General features: G+C 59.4%; 18 protein-coding genes and 4 pseudogenes. 12 read left to right on the top strand and 10 right to left on the bottom strand.

Features of this window, described 5'->3' with window-relative positions; translation table 11 throughout:
• Positions 1-80 precede the first annotated feature (80 nt).
• The 3 genes and pseudogenes from BLW24_RS18015 to BLW24_RS18005 all read left to right on the top strand — a co-directional run.
• Positions 81-1,796: a proline--tRNA ligase gene (locus BLW24_RS18015; protein WP_090387790.1), complete on the top strand. Its 1,716-nt coding sequence runs from the start codon at positions 81-83 to the stop codon at positions 1,794-1,796.
• A 27-nt stretch (positions 1,797-1,823) separates the two neighbouring features.
• Positions 1,824-2,777 carry a hypothetical protein gene (locus tag BLW24_RS18010; RefSeq protein ID WP_090385212.1) on the top strand — a complete coding sequence of 318 codons (954 nt, stop codon included), beginning with the start codon at positions 1,824-1,826 and terminating at the stop codon, positions 2,775-2,777.
• A 6-nt stretch (positions 2,778-2,783) separates the two neighbouring features.
• A pseudogene (locus BLW24_RS18005) lies at positions 2,784-3,078 on the top strand (lytic transglycosylase domain-containing protein); the annotation flags it as partial.
• 46 nt (positions 3,079-3,124) lie between these two features.
• Here the strand turns inward: BLW24_RS18005 and tnpC are convergent.
• Both tnpC and tnpB read right to left on the bottom strand, forming a co-directional pair.
• Positions 3,125-4,681, bottom strand: coding sequence for an IS66 family transposase (gene tnpC, locus BLW24_RS18000; RefSeq protein WP_090375563.1), 1,557 nt, complete (start codon positions 4,679-4,681; stop codon positions 3,125-3,127).
• 18 nt (positions 4,682-4,699) lie between these two features.
• Positions 4,700-5,095 (bottom strand): IS66 family insertion sequence element accessory protein TnpB, encoded by a 396-nt coding sequence (tnpB, locus tag BLW24_RS17995; protein WP_244161054.1) that lies wholly within the window; start codon positions 5,093-5,095, stop codon positions 4,700-4,702.
• A gap of 43 nt (positions 5,096-5,138) precedes the next feature.
• On the opposite strand from tnpB, the pseudogene BLW24_RS17990 reads away from it, so the two are divergent.
• A pseudogene (locus tag BLW24_RS17990) lies at positions 5,139-5,435 on the top strand (lytic transglycosylase domain-containing protein); the annotation flags it as partial.
• 6 nt (positions 5,436-5,441) lie between these two features.
• Here the strand turns inward: BLW24_RS17990 and BLW24_RS17985 are convergent.
• Both BLW24_RS17985 and BLW24_RS17980 read right to left on the bottom strand, forming a co-directional pair.
• The gene (locus BLW24_RS17985; RefSeq protein WP_090385209.1) at positions 5,442-5,717 is read right to left on the bottom strand and encodes an acylphosphatase; all 276 of its coding nucleotides are present in this window, start codon (positions 5,715-5,717) and stop codon (positions 5,442-5,444) included.
• Positions 5,718-5,720: 3 nt separating this feature from the next.
• Positions 5,721-6,200 (bottom strand): TlpA disulfide reductase family protein, encoded by a 480-nt coding sequence (locus BLW24_RS17980; RefSeq protein ID WP_090385206.1) that lies wholly within the window; start codon positions 6,198-6,200, stop codon positions 5,721-5,723.
• A 30-nt stretch (positions 6,201-6,230) separates the two neighbouring features.
• On the opposite strand from BLW24_RS17980, the pseudogene BLW24_RS17975 reads away from it, so the two are divergent.
• Both BLW24_RS17975 and BLW24_RS17970 read left to right on the top strand, forming a co-directional pair.
• Positions 6,231-7,641 (top strand): annotated as a pseudogene (locus BLW24_RS17975) (PilZ domain-containing protein).
• 138 nt (positions 7,642-7,779) lie between these two features.
• The gene (locus tag BLW24_RS17970; RefSeq protein WP_090385203.1) at positions 7,780-8,172 is read left to right on the top strand and encodes a hypothetical protein; all 393 of its coding nucleotides are present in this window, start codon (positions 7,780-7,782) and stop codon (positions 8,170-8,172) included.
• Between the two features lie 49 nt (positions 8,173-8,221).
• On the opposite strand, the gene BLW24_RS26620 is transcribed toward BLW24_RS17970, so the two are convergent.
• Together BLW24_RS26620 and BLW24_RS17960 are read right to left on the bottom strand one after the other, a co-directional pair.
• The gene (locus tag BLW24_RS26620; RefSeq protein ID WP_090385201.1) at positions 8,222-8,443 is read right to left on the bottom strand and encodes a hypothetical protein; all 222 of its coding nucleotides are present in this window, start codon (positions 8,441-8,443) and stop codon (positions 8,222-8,224) included.
• Between the two features lie 166 nt (positions 8,444-8,609).
• Positions 8,610-9,839 carry a YihY family inner membrane protein gene (locus BLW24_RS17960; RefSeq protein ID WP_090385198.1) on the bottom strand — a complete coding sequence of 410 codons (1,230 nt, stop codon included), beginning with the start codon at positions 9,837-9,839 and terminating at the stop codon, positions 8,610-8,612.
• Positions 9,840-9,946: 107 nt separating this feature from the next.
• Between BLW24_RS17960 and arsC the strand changes: the two genes are divergently transcribed.
• The 3 genes from arsC to BLW24_RS17945 are packed head-to-tail and all read left to right on the top strand — an operon-like array spanning position 9,947 to position 11,305.
• Complete coding sequence (gene arsC, locus BLW24_RS17955) at positions 9,947-10,300, top strand: arsenate reductase (glutaredoxin) (protein WP_090385195.1); 354 nt, start codon at positions 9,947-9,949, stop codon at positions 10,298-10,300.
• A complete protein-coding gene (gene wrbA, locus BLW24_RS17950) occupies positions 10,297-10,902 on the top strand; it encodes an NAD(P)H:quinone oxidoreductase (RefSeq protein WP_090385190.1) in 606 nt (201 codons plus the stop codon). The genes arsC and wrbA overlap by 4 nt, the downstream gene beginning before the upstream one ends.
• A complete protein-coding gene (locus tag BLW24_RS17945) occupies positions 10,895-11,305 on the top strand; it encodes a DUF2069 domain-containing protein (RefSeq protein ID WP_090385185.1) in 411 nt (136 codons plus the stop codon). The genes wrbA and BLW24_RS17945 overlap by 8 nt, the downstream gene beginning before the upstream one ends.
• A 57-nt stretch (positions 11,306-11,362) precedes the next feature.
• Here BLW24_RS17945 and hda read toward each other — a convergent pair whose 3' ends face one another.
• The 3 genes and pseudogenes from hda to BLW24_RS17930 form a co-directional block, all read right to left on the bottom strand.
• Positions 11,363-12,067, bottom strand: a complete 705-nt coding sequence (gene hda / locus BLW24_RS17940) for a DnaA regulatory inactivator Hda (protein ID WP_090385180.1) — start codon at positions 12,065-12,067, stop codon at positions 11,363-11,365.
• A complete protein-coding gene (locus BLW24_RS17935) occupies positions 12,064-13,155 on the bottom strand; it encodes an AI-2E family transporter (protein ID WP_090385175.1) in 1,092 nt (363 codons plus the stop codon). The genes hda and BLW24_RS17935 overlap by 4 nt, the downstream gene beginning before the upstream one ends.
• Before the next feature lie 124 nt (positions 13,156-13,279).
• Positions 13,280-14,329 (bottom strand): annotated as a pseudogene (locus BLW24_RS17930) (DUF2066 domain-containing protein).
• Between the two features lie 311 nt (positions 14,330-14,640).
• Here BLW24_RS17930 and purM point away from each other — a divergent pair.
• Genes purM through BLW24_RS17915 form a run of 3 tightly spaced genes read left to right on the top strand, consistent with a single transcriptional unit; the run spans position 14,641 to position 17,074 of the window.
• Positions 14,641-15,699 (top strand): phosphoribosylformylglycinamidine cyclo-ligase, encoded by a 1,059-nt coding sequence (gene purM / locus BLW24_RS17925; RefSeq protein WP_090385164.1) that lies wholly within the window; start codon positions 14,641-14,643, stop codon positions 15,697-15,699.
• Positions 15,699-16,349, top strand: a complete 651-nt coding sequence (purN, locus tag BLW24_RS17920; RefSeq protein WP_090385161.1) for a phosphoribosylglycinamide formyltransferase — start codon at positions 15,699-15,701, stop codon at positions 16,347-16,349. Before purM ends, purN begins: the two co-directional genes overlap by 1 nt.
• Positions 16,350-16,357: 8 nt before the next feature.
• On the top strand, positions 16,358-17,074 hold the full coding sequence (locus tag BLW24_RS17915) for a DUF3108 domain-containing protein (protein ID WP_090385153.1): 717 nt from the start codon (positions 16,358-16,360) through the stop codon (positions 17,072-17,074).
• Positions 17,075-17,304: 230 nt separating this feature from the next.
• On the opposite strand, the gene BLW24_RS17910 is transcribed toward BLW24_RS17915, so the two are convergent.
• The gene (locus tag BLW24_RS17910; protein ID WP_090385148.1) at positions 17,305-18,687 is read right to left on the bottom strand and encodes a sigma-54-dependent transcriptional regulator; all 1,383 of its coding nucleotides are present in this window, start codon (positions 18,685-18,687) and stop codon (positions 17,305-17,307) included.
• Positions 18,688-18,735 lie beyond the last annotated feature (48 nt).

The raw sequence follows: 18,735 nt of genomic DNA, 5'->3' as shown, positions 1-18,735 counted from the left end.
CAGCATCCTGTACGCATCTGTACAGGCACCGTACAATGCGGGCCATTCAAAATCTCTTGCAACCGACAGAACAGCCAAATATGCGTACCAGCCAGTTCCTGCTCTCGACTCTGAAAGAAACCCCATCCGATGCCGTGGTGATAAGCCATCAGCTAATGCTGCGTGCCGGCATGATCCGCAAGCTGGCTTCCGGCCTATATACCTGGCTGCCCATGGGCCTGCGCGTGCTGCGCAAGGTTGAGAAGGTCGTGCGCGAGGAAATGAATGCCGCTGGCGCACTGGAAGTGTTGATGCCTGGCATTCAGCCAGCAGAGCTGTGGCAGGAATCCGGCCGCTGGGAGCAGTACGGCCCGGAATTGCTGCGCATGAAGGACCGTCACGGCCGCGATTTCTGCGCCGGCCCGACCCATGAAGAAGTGATCACCGATCTGGCGCGCAATGAGCTAAATAGCTACAAGCAGCTGCCGATCAACCTCTATCAGATCCAGACCAAGTTCCGCGACGAAATCCGTCCGCGCTTCGGCTTGATGCGTGGCCGCGAATTCATCATGAAGGACGCCTACTCCTTCCACGTGGACCAGGCTTCGCTGCAGGAAACCTATGACCGCATGCATCAGGCCTACTGCAACGTATTCGCCCGCCTGGGTCTGAACTTCCGCCCCGTGCAGGCGGATACCGGCTCCATCGGTGGTACTGGCTCCCACGAATTCCACGTACTCGCCGACTCTGGCGAAGACGATATCGCCTTCAGCGACAGCTCCGACTACGCCGCGAATATCGAGAAAGCCGAAGCCGTTCCGCGCGAAAGCAGCCGTGGCGCAGCCACTGAAAGCATGCGCATGGTTGAAACCCCGGACACCAAGACCATCGACGCGCTGGTTCAGGGCTTTGGTCTGGCCATCGAGAAAACCATCAAGACCCTGATGGTACACGGCGCGAAAAAAGGCACTTTGGTGGCCTTGATCGTACGTGGCGACCACGAACTCAACGAGATCAAGGCCGCCAACCTGGAGCAGGTTGCCAGCCCGCTGGTGTTTGCCAGCGAAGCCGAAATTCGCGCAGCCATCGGCGCAGGCCCTGGCTCACTGGGGCCGATCAACCTGCCTATCCCTTGCATCATCGATCGCTCGGTTGCCCTGATGAGCGACTTCGCCTCCGGCGCCAATATCGACGACAAGCACTATTTCGGCGTCAACTGGGAACGCGATCTGCCGTTGCCGGAAGTAGCGGACCTGCGCAATGTGCTGGCCGGCGACCCGAGTCCGGATGGCAAAGGCACTCTGGAAATCAAGCGCGGCATCGAAGTCGGGCATATCTTCCAGCTGGGCACCAAGTACAGCGAAGCGCTGAACTGCCAGGTGCTCGGCGAAAACGGCAAGCCGGTAACACTGACCATGGGCTGCTATGGCATCGGCGTTTCCCGCGTGGTGGCGGCTGCCATCGAGCAGAACAATGACGACCGCGGCATTCTCTGGAACGACGCCCTGGCACCTTTCCATATAGCCCTAGTGCCGCTGCGTTACGAAACCGATGCCGTGCGCGAAACCACCGACAAGCTGTATGCCGAGCTTACTGCTGCCGGTTTCGAAGTACTGCTCGATGACCGTGACAAAAAGACCAGCCCGGGCATCAAATTCGCGGATATGGAATTGATCGGCATCCCGCATCGCATCGTAGTCAGTGATCGCGGCCTGGCCGAAGGCAACCTGGAATACAAGAGCCGCAAAGAAACTGAAGCCCAGGCGGTGCCTGTCGCCGATATCCTGAGCTTTATCCAGGCCCGCATCAGCCACTGATCTCAGCCCCTTTTAGCAAGAGTCGTCATGTTCAAGCGAAACACCCTCTGCCTCATCGCCACCCTTGTGGGTGGCTGTCTGCTACTCAGCGGTTGCGCCAACCAGTTGCCGCAACGCAGCGAGCATGAGGAGCGCGTCGAGCGCAAACTGCTCGATCACAGCCTGCAGATAGATGTGGGTGAACCACGCGTGCTGGAGTTGCCGCAACGCCGCGTACGCGTGCATGAACAGAAGACCTTCGAGGTCACGGCGTTTGACGTGACACGCCGTTACGACCGCTACACCCCCTACCAGCCCTGGCGCGAACTCTATGAAGTGCCGCTGGGAGCACTGGCAGTGGTCGGTGGCATCGGCGCCAACGTGCTCAACGTGGTACTGCTCGGCAGCCTGCCTGATAGCGTCACCAAGGACTGGATCAGTTATGGCTTTGCCGGGCTCAACCCGGCGATGAACGTCGAATCGAACGGCCGCTCACAGCAGAACCTCGCTAGCCTCGAAGAGCGCCGCCAGGATGCGCGCATGGAGTATTCCAGCCTGCCGTGGGCCGAACGCCCGGTGCGGGTCAAAGCCGGCGAGCAGAACCATGAACTGCTCACCGACCGTAACGGCATCCTACGACTGAACCTGCTCGACAGCCCGTTTGCCGAAGAAGATGTCACCCTTATCAGCACGCTGCTGCTGACAGTTGAAGATGACCAGGGCTCGGCGCGCGCAGATGCCTCACTGCTGGTCAGCCGCACCTTGCGCGGCAAGCTGCAGGAAGCCCACGACTTGATTTATGACGATCTTGAGGGCGATGACGTTGCCCAATGGGTGCACCGAGTCAAACGCCTGTCAGAACTGGGCCTGGAAGAGGAAGCCAGCGAGCTGGAACAGAGCCTAATCGAACTGACGCGCAACGATCCGGAGCTGCAAAAAATCTTCCTGCAAGCCCTGACCAAAGACGCCGGCCGCCTGGTCGCCGACCCTGGCAACGACTGACACCTCATGCGGCAGCGCCTGACCTGCGCTCTACTCTGCCTGCTGCTCTGCAGCGCGGCGTATGCGCAAGTGCGCCAGGCGCCAGGCGCCGGAACCGGAGCTGCGCACACTGCTGCAACAGACTGTGGCCCAGGCCGACAGCTTTCAGGATCGCTTCGATGCAGAAGTCTGGCTGCTGGATATGTCCGCACGCATGCGTCGCTATATCCCGGATGCCGAGGAACGCCTGAGCCTGCTGCGCTTGGTGCATCGCGAAGCCAGCAAGGCCGGCTTGCGCCCCGATCTGGTAATTGCACTGATTGTAAGCGCTCCATAGACCCCACCTCCCTCTGGAGAGGTTTTGCGTTTTACAGTGGCGTCGTTGGTTGGCAGTTCCAAGGCAGCAGCGCTTCGTAGGCTTCAACGCTGTTGGCCAGCGGCAGGCGTTCGAGGACATGGCGCAGCCAGGCGTAGGGCTCCTGGCCATTGGTCTTGGCGGTTTCCACCAGGCTGTAGAGTTGGGCGCTGGCGGTCGCGCCTTTCGGCGTGTCGCTGAACAGCCAGTTCTTGCGACCTATGACGAAGGGCCGGATCGCGCGCTCGGCAGCGTTGTTATCGATCGGCAGGTGGCCAGCCTCGATGTAGCGTTCGAGTCGGCTCCAGTTGCTCGCCAGGTAGTTCACTGCTTTGCCCAGGGCATTCTGCGCCGTGACCTGCGGCTGGGTTTTCTCCAGCCAGGTCTTGAGCTGATCGAGGAGCGGTAGGCTGTGCTGCTGGCGGCCCCGGTAGCGCTGTTCATCGCTGGCATCCTTAAGTTCGCGCTCGATGCCGTAGAGCTTGTTGATCATCCCCAACGCGATGTCGGCACGCCCGGTTTTGCCCTTCGGTTGCACCTTTTGCGCTTCGACGAACTTGCGCCGCGCATGCGCCCAGCAGGCCAGGCGCTCAACACCTTGTTGTGCGGCCACGGCGTTGTAGCCGGCGTAATCGTCGGTCATCAGGTAGCCGCGATAACCGTCGAGCAGGCGCAGCGGCACCTCCTGCGCGCGGCTGGTTGTGTAGTCGAAGAGGATCACCGGTTTGCCAGGCGGGCCACCGGTCTGCACCCACATCCAGGAGTGGCTGCTCGGATCGCGCCCAGGCTCCTTGAGCACCTGCACGCGGGTTTCATCGCAGTGGATCACCGGACTGTCCAGCAGCCTGTCGCGCATCAGGTTGAGCAACGGTTGTAGCAGTTCGCCGCACTGGATCACCCAGCGCGCCAGGGTCTGCCGGGGGATGTCGATGCCATGGCGACTGAGCATCTTTTCGAAGCGATACAGTGGGATGCCGTCGGCGTATTTGCTGGTCAGCAGCATCGCCAGCACGCTCGGGCTGGCCAGCCTTTTCTCGATCAGTTGGGCCGGTTTGTCAGCGGTGACCGGCGCGCTTTCGCAGGCCTTGCAGGCATAGGTCTTGCGAATGTGGCGGATCACCTGAACCTGCATCGGGATGATTTCCAGCTGCTCGCTGGTTTCTTCGCCGATGGCCTGCTTGCGGCAACCGCATTCGCAGGTCAGTTCGTGTTCGGGCAGTTCGTGGATGACCTCGACACGCGGTAGTTCGGCCGGTAACGGCTTGCGCTTGCCGCGGCGCTTGGTCGGCGCAACGACTTCTTCCTCGACCTCAGCGGCCGGAGCTTCAGCCGCCGCTTCGGCCAGGCTTTCCGCTTCGTTGAACATCTCTAGCTGCGGTGAATCCGGGTCGCTGCTCTGCTCGGATTTACGGCCGAACAGGCGCTGGATCAACAGCGCGTTTTGTTCGCGCAGGCGCTCGATCTGCCCATCCTTGTCCTTGGCCAATTCCTGCGCCGACGACAACACCTCAGCGAGCAATTGCTTGAGCGCGGCGGGGTCATCAGGAAGGGTTTCGGGCACAGAAATCATGCCGTGGATTATACCGGCTCAGGTGACGAACCTAGGGGTCAAAACCTGGTGCGGCCGGTTGCGCCACAGGTCGATACCGTCCAACAACCAGTTCAACTCCTGGGCCGTCAGCACGATCGCATCTTCGCCAGGTTCCGGATGCGACTTGAAGCGTTCAGCCTCCAATCGCTTGAGCCACAGGCAAAAGCCGTTGCGCTCCCAATACAAAATCTTCACCCGGCTGCGCGCGCGGTTGAGGAAGACGAACAGCACCGGGTCGAACACCGCCACCTTGATATCCAGCTCGACCAGGGCGGCCAGGCCATCGATGGATTTTCGGAAATCCACCGGCTTGGGGTATAGATAGACTTTTTCGACTTTGGCGTCGGGGCGCATCATGACGGCTGGCTCCAGAAAGAAATTGGAGCTCAGCATTGGCTGGCCTGCGGATCATTTGTAGATGAGGTTTATGGAGCGCTTACCACTGATTCATGCCGAAAGCCATTTCGACCGTTTCGCCATCTCCTCAGTCGGCGCCCAGGGCATGATGCAGGCGATGCCCTTCTGGAAAGCCGAACTGGGCCGCCCGCAAGACAACCTCACCGACAACGCCACCAACCTGCGTTATGGCTGCACCATCCTCAGCTTCTATTTACGCAAGGAAAACGGCGACCTGAACCGCGCGCTGGCGCGCTATAACGGCAGCCTGGGCAAACACACCTACTCGGCCAAAGTCGTCGGTTTCTGGCATGACTTCTGGTATGTCAAACCCTGAACCGATTCAGCGCCGCACGATAAACCCGGCAATTCCCTGCAACGCCTGATCCTGCAGTTCCAACGCAGTCACCTCGGCAGCCGGCGGCCCCCGCTCCAACCAGCTTGCCAGCTCAGCCACAGCAGCTTGATCACCTTCGAACAGCACCTCGACCCGGCCATCCACCAGGTTGCGTACCCAGCCGTCGAGTTCCAGTCGCTCGGCCTGCTTTGCAGTCGCCTGACGAAAATGTACGCCCTGGACGTGGCCACTGACATAACCATGTTTGCATATACGCACCACGGCTTAACCCTCCGCCTTGAGCGCGGCCAGACGAGCAAGCAAACCCGCCGCCGTCTGCTCACCCAGCAGGCGCTCACGCATGCGCCCCTGATCGTCGACGATATAGGTCACCGGTAGCACTTCGGCACGCGGTAACTGATAGCGCTCGGCCGGGTCCTGCGCCAGCACGGTAAAGGTAATACCCATGTCTTGCGCCGCCTGGTTCAGTTTCTCACCTTGCAGCGCATCGAAATTCACCCCGAGCACCTGCACGGATTGCTCCTTAAGCTGTTGCTCCAGGGCATTAAGTTCGGGAATCTCGGTACGACAAGGTGTGCACCACTGTGCCCAGTAATTAATCACTAACCACTGGCCTTCCAGGCGCTCAACCGCTACCTTTCGTCCATATTGATCGACGCCTATGTCTTCAGCGCAACCGGCCAGAATCAGACCTATGCCTACGCCCGCAACAGCACGAATGATCGCCTGGAAACGCATTCCCATGCATTCGCTCCCTGATTCCATAAGGTTGATATGACATTAGATGCCTTGCGCCTGGAAGTGCCAGACATCCTCGAAACCGAGGTCGCGCCGCTGGCCGACCTCAACGAGCAACTGACTCAGGCCCGCCTTGAGTCGCCAGAACTGGCCTTGCAGCAAACGCTCGGCCTGCTATTCAGGCTGAACCGCAGCGCCATGACCTTACTTGAAAGGCAGCGCGCACTGCAAAGCTTCAGCGACCAATACCGGCATTACAGCAAGGCCTATCAAGGCGAGAATCCGCCCACGGCGTTGTTCGTGCACCTGTGCAGTGAACTGGCCATCGGTTTCAAGCGCCTGCTCCTGCAAATCCTGCAAGGCCGCCAGCCCTCACGTTCGCACCTAGCCTGGTGCCTGTATATGGCCCAGCATTTTCTCGCGCAGAGCCTGCTGCGCCACTATCAGTTGTATCAGGAGCCGCCGCCCAGCCTGTGGCGCGACAGCCATCTGCTGTACTGGATCGGCGAACATCAGGATTGCCTGGACGAGCCAGTGGCTGCGGCGTTTACCCCGCAACCGGCAAACACTATGCGCGGCATCTACCAACAGATGCTGCTGCTCGCACTGAGCAACCCGTTTCACCTTGCCGATGGCGAATGTGCACTGCTGTTCGGGGCGCTCTCGCCGCTGGCCGGGCTGGCGCGTTTACTGCCCTGGGACGAGGACGAAGAGATCGAAGGGCCGACCATCGATCTGACCGAGGCGCAACCCTGCCTGAGCTACGCCCAGACGCCAGAAGGCAGTGCTGACTATCTACGCCGCTTCGAGCTGGGCGCCTTGCTGGTGGCCCTGCATGAGCCAGCACCATTGCAAAGCAAGGCGGAACGCCAACTGCTGGAGCGTGTACAACAGCATTGGCTGGGGCGTCAGCAGCGTCGGCATACCCGCGCCGACCATAGCTCGGAGTGCAGCCTGGTAGTCGGCCTAGCCGCCATTCATGCGCAGTTGCTGGAACAACGGCCACTGCGCACCAGTGCGCAAATGCTCGACGCCAGTGCGGGCGGCGCACGCTTGCTGTGTAATGCTGATCAGGCCGTACAGCTGTCAGTTGGCCAACTGGTGTTGCTGATCACCGACAGCGATACGCCAACCCTGGCCCTGGTACGCTGGCGACACCTGAACAGTGAAGGCCTACACTTGGGCCTGCGCTACCTGAAAGGCCTGCCGCGTCCAGTCTGGCTACGCCGCGCCCCCCAGCGCCCAGACTCACCCTGGCGTACTGCAAAGCACACCAGCACCCGGCAATGGCTGGCATCACGGCTTATGGCTGCCTAATGGACAGTTTGTTGAAGGGGAAAATGTCTGGCTGCAACTGGCCAGCGCGCACAATCAGGCGATCCTGCCACTGCCGACCGCCAACTTGGTCACCGCATCCGTCACCCGCTACCCGATGCAACTGGCCTGAGCCTGGTTGCCAATACGCTAAAACTGCGAGAAAGGTCACGCCGAACGTCGGCCGAGCGCACAGTTTCATCGGAGGGCCAAGCTTATAATTCATCGCACTCACGCTTGATGCGATCCGTTATTAGCCTGGAACACACCCATGACCCAAGCCCTCGATAAGTTGGTCGGCCCCGTGCCATCTGCCATCGTCAATCTCGCCCGCTTACAGGTCACCCCGTACGAAGGGCGCGTCGCAGAGTTCTACGTAGCCGCCTGGCTGCACCTGCCAGGGCTGGCTAACCTGCCCGTATCCCTGTTGGTCAGCTATCGTGACGGCACCGCCCGCCGTGAAGTGATGGTCAATCACGGCAAGGTCAATCAGCACAGCAAGATTCTACTTTCCAGCGTGGCTCGCCTGCCGGTGAAGCAGAAGATCGAAGAAATGCAGGTGCGCCTGCGCTCTGCCGTACCGGCAACCAGCCTGGTGGTTGAGGAGCTGTTCGTACAAGCAGTCGAATTGCCTCAAACCGATAGCCGCCAAGCACTCGCCTGATAGCACTTCGCCACACCCAAGCCCCGCGCACCGACGCGGGGTTTTGCGTTTAGCGTGAGAGCATTCCTACCGGCCCGCACTTGGTGCCGGAGTCAGGCTGCACAGCAGCTTCAGATGAACCAGAAGAGTCGGACTGCACAGCCGGACTGGAATTGACCAAGGACTGTGGCCAGCTACTGAAGCGCAGCCCGGTGATGCGATTAAGGCGCTCGAGGGCCTCTTGCGGATCACGCTGGTACAGATGAATCACTTTGCCTTTAGTGGCTGTCATAACGCCTTCACACTCCGCCAATCCCTGCCCTGCTGGCAACCTGATCGCTATCTACAGGACAGATAGCCAGAAGCGTGCCAGCTTCCCTTTAACCGCGTTTGGCGACCTTCGTGGTCGCCATGCCATCATGCGCCATCAGCACAACGCCGCAAACTGACGTTTTACGTCACTTTTCCGACTCAGCCTCTGGTTGCAACCACGTCGCCAGGTCTTCACCAAATAACGCTACCTGCTCTTCCTGCAGCTTCACCAAGCTACTGCGCAGCGCCGGATACCAGACTTCATCGAGCTGCTCGGGCAGGTTCTCCGCCCTGGGCAGCGGCCAGGGACTGTGGCTGAGCAGTTGCTGCAGTGAATAATGGCCAAGATCGCGACTCAATACCCAGGTTCCAGAACCGGTCGGAGCGATCAGCTTCTGCTGCTCAAGAAACACCAGAATTTCTTCCCATTCATGTTCAGCCAGCGACCAGCCCTGACGCTGCACATCCAGCAGTCGCACTTTCAAACCCGACTGCTGACGCTCATAGAACACCCGCAATACACCAAGCGCCATCAACAGACGCGGTATCGCACGCTTGCGCCATTGCAGAGAGAACCCCAGGTTACAGACCAGTTCGGCGCCAAACAGCACAATCAGCCAGGACAGATAGATCCACAACAGAAACAACGGCACCGTAGCAAATGCGCCATAGATCAGCTGATAACCGGGAAACAGGCGCACATAGAGGCCGAATAGCATCTTTGCCACTTCAAACAGCACCGCTGTAAACAAGCCACCCAGCAAGGCATGGCGAACTGGCACCTGAGCATTCGGCACCGTGGCATACAGCAGGGTAAATGCCGCCACGCTGAATAGCAGCGGCATAAATTTCAGCAGAGCCTGGGCTCCGATCAGTGCATCCGGACCAGAGATCAGCGACAGCGACGTGAAGTAAGTGCTGATGGCAAAGCCACCGCCCAGCAGCAGCGGCCCCAGGCTGAGAATCGCCCAATACAGCAGAAAGCTCGACACACCACGACGCGGCTGGCGCACACGCCAGATGGTGTTGAAGGTCTTCTCGATGGTCACCAGCATCCAGAACGCCGTCGCCGCCAAGACTGCCACACCAATCCAGGTCAACTGGCGCGCCTGGGTGGTGAAGTCACGCAGGTATTGCTGCAGGGTTTCCCCCGCGGAGGGCACGAAGTTGCGGAAGATAAAACTCTGAATCTGCTCGCCAGTATCCTGAAACGCCGGAATGGCCGAGAGCATGGAAAAGGTCACCGTCATCATCGGCACCACCGCAAACAGGGTGGTGTAAGTCAGGGCCGCAGCATTGCTGGTGCCTTGGTCGGCGATAAAGCGCTGCAACAGAAAACGCCAGAACTCCAACAGATTGTTAACGCGCTGCAGCATACCCTCTCCTTAGCCATTTGCATCCCGGCAACCTGAACTACAGGCGCAGGCGTGAATGCCATTAGCGGTTAGAATAGCCGCCATCGAAGTTAACCGGCGACCCTAACATGACCGCTATGACGCTTTACCATAACCCGCGCTGCTCAAAATCGCGCAGTGCATTGCAATTGCTGGAAGATCGCGGACACAGCCCAACTATCGTGCGCTACCTGGAAACACCACTGAACGCTTCCCAGCTGCAGACGCTGCTGGACAAGCTCGGCATCAGCCCACGGCAACTGCTGCGCACGGGCGAAGATGAATACAAAACCCTCGGCCTGAGCGATCCGCAACTGACCGACGCACAGCTGGTCGCGGCCATGGTTGAACAGCCCAAATTGATTGAGCGCCCCATTCTGGTCGTCGGCAAAAAAGCCGTCATCGGTCGCCCACCTGAAAATGTTCTGGAGATTCTGCCGTGAGCGCACCCTACATTCTGGTGCTGTATTACAGCCGCCATGGCGCAACCGCCGAAATGGCCCGCCAGATCGCCCGTGGCGTAGAAATGGGTGGTCTGGAGGCGCGCCTGCGCACCGTGCCTGCCGTATCGAACGAGTGCGAAGCAGTGGCTGCGGACATCCCGACCGAAGGCGCGCTTTACGCCAGCCTGGATGACCTGAAGAACTGCGCCGGCCTGGCGCTCGGCAGCCCGACTCGCTTCGGCAATATGGCCGCACCGCTCAAGTACTTTCTCGATGGCACCAGTGGCCTGTGGCTGACCGGTGGCCTGGTTGGTAAACCGGCCGGCGTGTTCACCTCCACCGCCAGCCTGCACGGCGGCCAGGAAACTACCCTGCTGTCGATGCTGCTACCACTGCTACACCACGGCATGCTGATCACCGGCCTGCCCTACAGTGAAGCCGCGCTGCTGGAAACCCGTGGTGGCGGCACGCCCTATGGTGCCAGCCACCACACTGGAGCCGATGGCAAACGCGCCCTGGATGAACATGAAATTGCCCTGTGCCGCGCACTCGGCCAGCGCCTGGCACAAACTGTGGCAAAACTGGAGAACGCCCGTGGCTAAAACCGCAAAACCGCTGCCGCCCCTGGAATGGTTGCAACCACGCCTGAACATCAGCCGCGTGGTCAGCCTATTGAGCTTTTTTAGCCTAGCTGCGTTGTTGCTCGCATGGAACCTGTGGTTTGCCAATGTCCCCAGCAAACTGCTTTGGGTAATGCTCGGCGTACAACTCGCCCCCCTGCTATTGCTCGCACCCGGCCTGATTCTCGGCAATGCCCGCACCCACGCCTGGGCCTGTTTCGTAGTGAATTTGTACTTTATCCAGGGCGTACTCGCCGCCTTCGACCCCAGCAAGGCGCTGTATGGCTGGCTGCTGACAGGGCTGAGCTTCAGCCTGTTCTGCGCCGCGCTGATGTTTACCCGCTGGCGCTTTCAGTACGAACGCAAATTAGCTGGAGAAAGCTAAGGTAAGAGCTGAGCCTGCCTGCGCTAGGGCTCAGCGATTTTATAGCGATCGCTACCGCTACCAGCCGAGAGTTTCTTTAAGAAAGGGGATCGTCAGCTTGCGTTGAGCCTGCAAGGAAGCCTGATCCAGGCGTTCGAGCAGCTCAAACAACGCACTCATGCTGCGCTCACCGCGAGTCAGGATAAACCGTCCGACCTCATCGCTCAGATGCAAACCACGACGCGACGCACGCAACTGCAAGGCACGCAGCTTGTCTTCATCGGAGAGTGACTGCAGCTGAAACACCAGAGCCAAAGTCAGGCGCGACTGCAGATCAGCCAGTTGCACCGGCAACTCGCGCGGCGAGCTGCTGGCGGCCAGTAACAACCGCCGACCACTGTCACGCAAACGGTTGAACAGGTGAAACAACGCCTCTTCCCAGTCACTGCGTCCAGCCACCGCATCCAGATCATCCAGACAGACCAGTTCGCACTGCTCCAGATTATCCAGCAGCGCAGGGCCATACTCGACCACCTCAGCCAGCGGCAAATAAACCGCCGGCTCGCCGCGCTGCTCAAAGCGCAAACACGCCGCCTGCAACAAGTGACTTCGCCCTACGCCCTCACCGCCCCATAGATAGATCAGGCTCTCGGTCCAGCCAGCATCGGCCTCGCACAGCCGCTCGACATAGCCGAGGGCCGCCGCATTGGCGCCGGGGTAGTAGTTGGCGAAAGTGGCGTCATCGCGCAGACGCACACCTAAAGGCAGTTGTATGGGTGTCATGCTGGGTTGGGCGGCTCGTCGGAACCACTGGCTGGCTCACCGTAAAGATCGGAAAGTTTATAGAAATCATGCAGATGACGCACTAGCACCATAATCACCGCGGCCACTGGCAAGGCCAACAGGACGCCGGTGAAGCCAAACAGTTGACCACCGGCCATGATCGCAAAGATCACCGCGACCGGATGCAGGCCAATGCGGTCGCCTACCAGCATCGGTGTCAGCAGCATGCCTTCGAGCATTTGTCCGACGATAAAGACTGCCGCGATACCCATCAGCGGATAGAAATCCAGGCCGAACTGGAACAGGCCAGCCGTCAGCGCAGCGCCGATGCCCACCACCACTCCCAGGTACGGCACGATGCTGGCCAAGCCCGCCAGAACACCGATCAACAGTCCAAGCTCCAAGCCAATCACCATCAGGCCGGTGGCGTACATCACACCTAGAGCCAGCATCACCAGCAACTGACCGCGCAGGAAAGCGCCGAGCACTTCGTGACACTCGCCGAACAGCTGCACAACTAGGCCTTCACGACCGCGCGGCAGCAAACTGCGCAGTTTGGCGACCATCAGGTCCCAGTCGCGCATCAAGTAGAAGCTCACCACCGGAATCAGTACGAGATTGGCCAGCCAGGCCAATAGCGCCAGCCCTGAAGAAGTGGCCGTGGACAGCAGCATGCCGACGATATCGGTGGTTTTACCCAGTTGGCCGGACAGTGCAGTTTTCAGCTGATCAAAACGCCAGAAGCCCTCGCTCAAACCCAGCTGGAGCTGAATCCATGGCAGCGCTTGATTCTGTGCCCAATCGAGCATTTGCGGGATCAACTCATATAGACGCACCAGCTGCTTGCCCAGCATTGGCACCAATACCAGCAGCAGAATGGCCATGATCAGGGTGATCAGTGCAAAGACCACCACCACCCCCCAGGTCCGCGAGAGTTTCCAACGCTCCAGACGGTCGACCAGCGGGTCGCCCATATAGGCCAGCAGTACGCCTATCAGAAATGGCGAGAGAATCGGAGCCAACAGGTACAACAGGCCGCATAGCAGCAGCGCCCCGACTATCCATATCCAACGATGCGAATCGATCATGCCCAGCGCTCCATATGCCAACGTTTTGTCCAGGAATACTCAAACCACGAGGCCCGTTACATAAGAAAACCGCAGCTCGATAGCTGCGGTTTTCAAGTCAGAGACCGGGTGTAATAGCCGCAGTCTACCAGCGAAACCTCAGCACATTGTCAGGCCCTACCACTGCGGCAGCGGGCTCAGCGGCGGTAGCCGGCAGCGTAACCGACTGGCTGGCGTCAACCACTGGAGCTTCTGCCGGTACTTACTGCAAGTGTGCCAGGCCCAATTGCGCACGTAGTTGTTCGGCATTGGCATTGACGGCAAAAGTCAGCGTGTCGCCCTGAACCTTGCGCAGTTGCGCCGCGAATGGCTCAAGAATGCGCTGCAACTCGGCGTAGCGCGCCAGGTCAACGCCCTGCACCTCCACAGTCAAACCACTGGCGGCACCTGCAGCCACAATAAAGCGTGGAGCCAGACGCTGGCTGACTGCCAACAGAATGGCATCGGCCAATGCGGTTTGATCGGCGCCCTGCACAGTGCCCTGCTCCCGCTCATTACCCAGCCACAGTCGCCACTCGGCCTGCCATTGGCCGTTTGCTTCGCGCGCCATCACTGCCAGCAAGGCATCGGCGGCGTAGCGCTCGGACGCTTCACGCAAGGCAGCCGGATCATTGGCTGTGAAATTTTCCGGCACCGCAACCAGTTGCTCGGCCAGGTCAGCCAACGGCAGACGCATCGGCAGACCGCGATGCTGCGCGGCCTGATTAAGTGGTGCGGCGGCCGCCTGACCATCACCGAGCAGACGGCTGCCGTCGCTGGCATCACTCAACCACCACAGCAAAATGCTTGGACGATTGGCGCCCCACAGCGACAGGCCAGCCTGACGCAGGCTGCGATCGGTGCTCAGCGGGTCGAAATCGACCAGCAGCTGCTCGCCCTCGTAGCCATATTGGCTGACGATCTGTTGCGGGTCCTTCCGCAGCGCCGCCAGTGCCGGATTCTGCGCCGCATCGGCCTTGCCGGTAAGGCGCAACACCAGGGTATCCAGCGCGCGGCTCAGGGCGGCAGCGCGCTCTTCAGGTTGCTGGCTGCTGACCGCTTCGCGGACTTGGTACAGATCACTCACCGGCGCGGCAAACGCCGGCAGGCCGGATAGCGACAAACAGACTAGAAGCAGGCGAGCGGTCAAACGCATGGATGAATTCTCGACGGACGGAAAATGGCGCGCAGGCCAGGATTAACAATAGTTGTGGCCAACCTACGCCACAGAAGGCAGGCCGCGTTGGCCCAAGAGTGCGAGTTTAGGTGCTGTTAAGGTGCATTCCAAAGCCCTTTTCAGCCACAGACTGCCAACAACAGCCAGATTTCGAGCTTAAACAGCCGCCCCAACAGCCGCAACCTTAGCGGGTGGCCGCTGCCGGGTAAGCCTGATAAAATCGCGCGCCTTCGCAGACCGCCGCCACAAGCGGTGGTGCCTATCCGAATTTCCCCTAAAGGCCTGGATCTATGAGCAAGCAACCCTCCATCAGCTACAAGGACGCAGGTGTAGATATCGAGGCGGGCGAAGCCCTGGTCGAACGCATCAAAGGCGTGGCCAAGCGCACCGCGCGTCCGGAAGTCATGGGTGGGCTGGGCGGCTTCGGCGCCCTGTGCGAGATCCCGGCTGGCTACAAGCAACCGGTGCTGGTCTCCGGCACTGACGGTGTAGGCACCAAGCTGCGCCTGGCGCTGAACCTGAACAAGCACGACAGCATCGGCCAGGACCTGGTCGCCATGTGTGTCAATGACCTGGTGGTGTGCGGTGCCGAGCCGCTGTTCTTCCTCGACTACTACGCCACTGGCAAGCTCAATGTCGACGTCGCCGCCACCGTGGTCACCGGCATTGGCGCAGGCTGCGAACTGGCGGGCTGCTCACTGGTTGGCGGTGAAACCGCTGAAATGCCGGGCATGTACGAAGGCGAAGACTACGACCTGGCCGGTTTCTGCGTCGGCGTGGTGGAAAAAACCGAGATCATCGACGGCTCGAAAGTCGCTACTGGCGATGCGCTGATCGCCCTGCCGTCCTCCGGCCCGCACTCCAACGGCTACTCGCTGATCCGCAAGATCATCGAAGTCTCCGGCGCCGACATCGAAACCACCCAGGTTGCTGGCAAGCCGCTGACCGACCTGCTGATGGCGCCGACGCGCATCTACGTCAAACCGCTGCTCAAGTTGATCAAGGACACCGGCGCCGTCAAAGCCATGGCCCACATCACCGGTGGTGGCCTGCTCGACAACATCCCGCGCGTGCTGCCAAAAGGTGCCCAGGCCGTGGTCGATGTGGCCAGCTGGACTCGCCCAGCGGTCTTCGACTGGCTGCAAGAAAAAGGCAACGTCGATGAGCACGAAATGCACCGTGTGCTCAACTGCGGCGTCGGCATGGTGATCTGCGTGGCGCAGGATCAGGTCGAAGTGGCCCTGCAAACCCTGACCGCCGCTGGCGAGCAGCCATGGGTGATCGGCCAGATCGGTGAAGCCGCCGAAGGTGCCGCCCAGGTCGTGCTGAACAACCTGAAACAGCACTAATGCCAGCACAGTGCAACGTGGTGGTGCTGATCTCTGGCTCCGGCAGCAACCTGCAGGCGCTGATTGATAGCATCGCCCATGACGGCAATCCGGCACATATCAGCGCGGTGATTTCCAACCGCGCCGATGCCTACGGTCTGGAGCGCGCAAAACAGGCCGGCATCGCCACTGCAGTCCTCGACCACAAGCAGTTCGACGGCCGCGAAGCCTTCGATGCCGCGCTGGTCGAGGCCATTGATGCGTTTAATCCGCAACTGGTGGTGCTGGCGGGGTTTATGCGCATCCTTACGCCTGGCTTTGTCCGTCACTACAGCGGCCGTCTGCTGAATATCCACCCGTCCTTGCTGCCGAAATACAAAGGCCTGCACACCCATCAGCGGGCGTTGGACGCCGGCGACACTGAGCATGGTTGTAGCGTGCACTTTGTCAGCGAGGAACTCGATGGCGGACCACTGGTCGTACAGGCAGTGATACCGGTACAGTCGGATGACTCGCCCACCAGCCTGGCGCAGCGCGTACACGAGCAAGAACATGTAATTTACCCGCTGGCCGTGCGCTGGTTTGCCGAAGGCCGTTTGCAGCTGACGGTACACGGGGCGATGTTGGACGAGCAATTGTTGCCGAGTACCGGACACCTTATTCGAACTTAGGAGACACCATGGGTCGCGCCTTACTGTTCGCACTGACACTTTTGAGCCTGCCGGCACTGGCCGTCGAGCTGAAACCCTTCTCCGCCAGCTACACCGCCGACTGGAAGCAACTGCCCGTCAGCGGCAGCGCCGAACGCAACCTTGAAGCCCTGGATAACGGGATATGGAAGCTAAATTTCGAAGCCTCCATGCTGGTCGCCAGCCTGACCGAACAAAGCACCCTGCGCGTGGACAAAGAAGTCTTCCTGCCACAGACCTACCTGTATGAACGCAACGGCCTGGGCAAAGGCAAGAAGATTGAGCACGACTTCGACTGGAGCGCCAAACAGGTCACCGGCAGTGATCGCGACACCCCGGTGCGCCTGCCACTGAACCGTGGCCTGCTGGACAAATCGACCTACCAGTTGGCCCTGCAATATGACGTGGCCGCCGGCACCCAGAGCATGAGCTACCAGGTGGTCGATGGCGACGAAGTGGAAACCTACGATTTCCGCGTGCTGGGTGAAGAAACCGTGCGCACTAAAGCCGGCCTAATTGACGCCATCAAGGTCGAGCGCGTGCGCGACCCGACGCAAAGTAGCCGCAAGACCATCCTCTGGTTCGCCAAGGACTGGGACTTCCTGCTGGTACGCCTGCATCAGATCGAGAAAGACGGTAAGGAGTATCAGATCATGCTTAAGGAAGGTACGATCGATGGCCGCGCCGTTGAAGGGATCAAGGAATAAGCGTCAATGCATATGACTGATACGCCCGTTCATCAGCACCACACATGCCCTGCCAAGGTTTATCTTTCGCAGGGCTTTTTATTCCAGAGCTGTCCTTATAGGCAAGCACTTACCAGACCAACTTCAGCACGCTAGGCATAAAGCAATCGGCATGCGCTGCACTCGTACGGAATGGCCTGCGTGGCTCAATGACGCTGGCACACCAGCCTGTTACTCAAGCTTGCGTCGCCCTATCCCCAGCTGGCCTTCTTGCGATAAATAGTGGAGGGGCTGACCTCAAGCAAAGCAGCTGCTTTGGGGATATTACCAGCGCACAGTGCGACAGCCTGTTCAATGGCATCTCGCTCCACGATCCAAAGCGGCTTAATGCTGCTCACTTCCACTTCCAATGCATCAACCGTCAGCTCAGGCATCCTGGTTGTTCGTTCACTGACTGACACGTTACTCAAGGGCGGCGGGAGCATTGCCTGCGTCACATGCGGCCCCTGATTAAGGACCACGAGGTTGCGAATAATGTTTTGCAATTGCCTAACATTTCCAGGCCATGAATAGGTGCGCAGCACATTTTCCACTTGCGAATCGAAGCCTCGGAAGACCTTTTGTTCTTCACTGGAAAACTGATGCAACAAGCGCCGGGCAATGATCAACGCATCCTCACCGCGTTCGCGTAAAGGCGGCAATGCCACGGGAATCACATGCAAACGGTAGTAAAGATCCTCACGAAAGCGCCCCTCTTCCAACTCCTTCAACGGGTTGCGATTGGTGGCACAAACAAAGCGGACATCCACTTTGCGCAGCTGATTCGCACCAACTTTCTGTACTTGCCCGGTTTGAACGAAACGCAACAATTTGCTTTGCAGATCCAGGTCCATTTCACACAGCTCATCGAGAAACAGGGTGCCGCCATCCGCTGCGATTGCCGCACCGTCGCGCTCGCTGGAAGCCCCTGTGAATGCACCTTTGACGTGGCCAAAAATTTCACTCTCGATCAAGTCTCGCGGGATAGCAGCGCAGTTCAGGGCAATAAAGGATTTATCCCTGCGATTACTCAACCGATGCAGCGCTTGCGCGCATAGCTCTTTGCCCGTTCCGCTTTCGCCGGTAATAAAGACAGTAGCAGTACTGGACGCGGCAGCCTCAAGAATGCAGTAAACCGCCTGCATGGCTTTGGACGCCCCAATAAAGCCGTAAAAGTCCTCGCGCTCATATTGCTCTTTGTAGTCATCCACCTGCTCTTTTAGGGAGCGCTGCTGCAGCGTGTTTTTCACCGTGACCAGCAAGCGCTTGGCATCGAAGGGCTTTTCAATAAAGTCAACGGCACCAAAGCGCATGGCATCAATGGCGACATCCACGCTGCTGTGTGCCGTGATCACGACGACCGAAGCGTCGGAACCTTCAGCGTGCCACGCTCGCAACAAATCGAGGCCATCACCATCGGGAAGCTTGAGATCAAGTAAGATCAGATCAGGCGTATGTTTTTGATAGAACTCTCGGGCTTTGGCCAGGCTGTCTGCCCAGAAAAAGCTGTGCTCGATGTTACGCAAGTACTCCTGATAGACCGCGGCCAAGGCTGGGCTGTCTTCAACTAAAAGAATCTTTGGGATGCTGTGCACGGACTGTCCTTAGTGTTTTCTCAAAGCATAGTAGAGATAAACGCCAAT

It is taken from the genome of Pseudomonas anguilliseptica (assembly GCF_900105355.1).
In the GTDB taxonomy this organism is placed as follows: Bacteria; Pseudomonadota; Gammaproteobacteria; order Pseudomonadales; family Pseudomonadaceae; genus Aquipseudomonas; species Aquipseudomonas anguilliseptica.
Note: the sequence above shows the minus strand (reverse complement) of the source record. Positions and strands in the feature narration are given on the sequence as shown.

Excerpts from the sequence above, each read along its gene's own strand:
- arsC (WP_090385195.1), top strand. The coding sequence starts at position 9,947 with ATGACCGCTATGACGCTTTACCATAACCCGCGCTGCTCAAAATCGCGC.
- tnpB (WP_244161054.1), bottom strand. The coding sequence starts at position 5,095 with ATGCTGAGCTCCAATTTCTTTCTGGAGCCAGCCGTCATGATGCGCCCC.
- purN (WP_090385161.1), top strand. The coding sequence starts at position 15,699 with ATGCCAGCACAGTGCAACGTGGTGGTGCTGATCTCTGGCTCCGGCAGC.
- BLW24_RS17970 (WP_090385203.1), top strand. The coding sequence starts at position 7,780 with ATGACCCAAGCCCTCGATAAGTTGGTCGGCCCCGTGCCATCTGCCATC.
- BLW24_RS17915 (WP_090385153.1), top strand. The coding sequence starts at position 16,358 with ATGGGTCGCGCCTTACTGTTCGCACTGACACTTTTGAGCCTGCCGGCA.
- hda (WP_090385180.1), bottom strand. The coding sequence starts at position 12,067 with ATGACACCCATACAACTGCCTTTAGGTGTGCGTCTGCGCGATGACGCC.
- BLW24_RS17980 (WP_090385206.1), bottom strand. The coding sequence starts at position 6,200 with ATGGGAATGCGTTTCCAGGCGATCATTCGTGCTGTTGCGGGCGTAGGC.
- BLW24_RS26620 (WP_090385201.1), bottom strand. The coding sequence starts at position 8,443 with ATGACAGCCACTAAAGGCAAAGTGATTCATCTGTACCAGCGTGATCCG.
- BLW24_RS18015 (WP_090387790.1), top strand. The coding sequence starts at position 81 with ATGCGTACCAGCCAGTTCCTGCTCTCGACTCTGAAAGAAACCCCATCC.
- BLW24_RS17935 (WP_090385175.1), bottom strand. The coding sequence starts at position 13,155 with ATGATCGATTCGCATCGTTGGATATGGATAGTCGGGGCGCTGCTGCTA.
- BLW24_RS17960 (WP_090385198.1), bottom strand. The coding sequence starts at position 9,839 with ATGCTGCAGCGCGTTAACAATCTGTTGGAGTTCTGGCGTTTTCTGTTG.
- BLW24_RS18010 (WP_090385212.1), top strand. The coding sequence starts at position 1,824 with ATGTTCAAGCGAAACACCCTCTGCCTCATCGCCACCCTTGTGGGTGGC.
- purM (WP_090385164.1), top strand. The coding sequence starts at position 14,641 with ATGAGCAAGCAACCCTCCATCAGCTACAAGGACGCAGGTGTAGATATC.
- tnpC (WP_090375563.1), bottom strand. The coding sequence starts at position 4,681 with ATGATTTCTGTGCCCGAAACCCTTCCTGATGACCCCGCCGCGCTCAAG.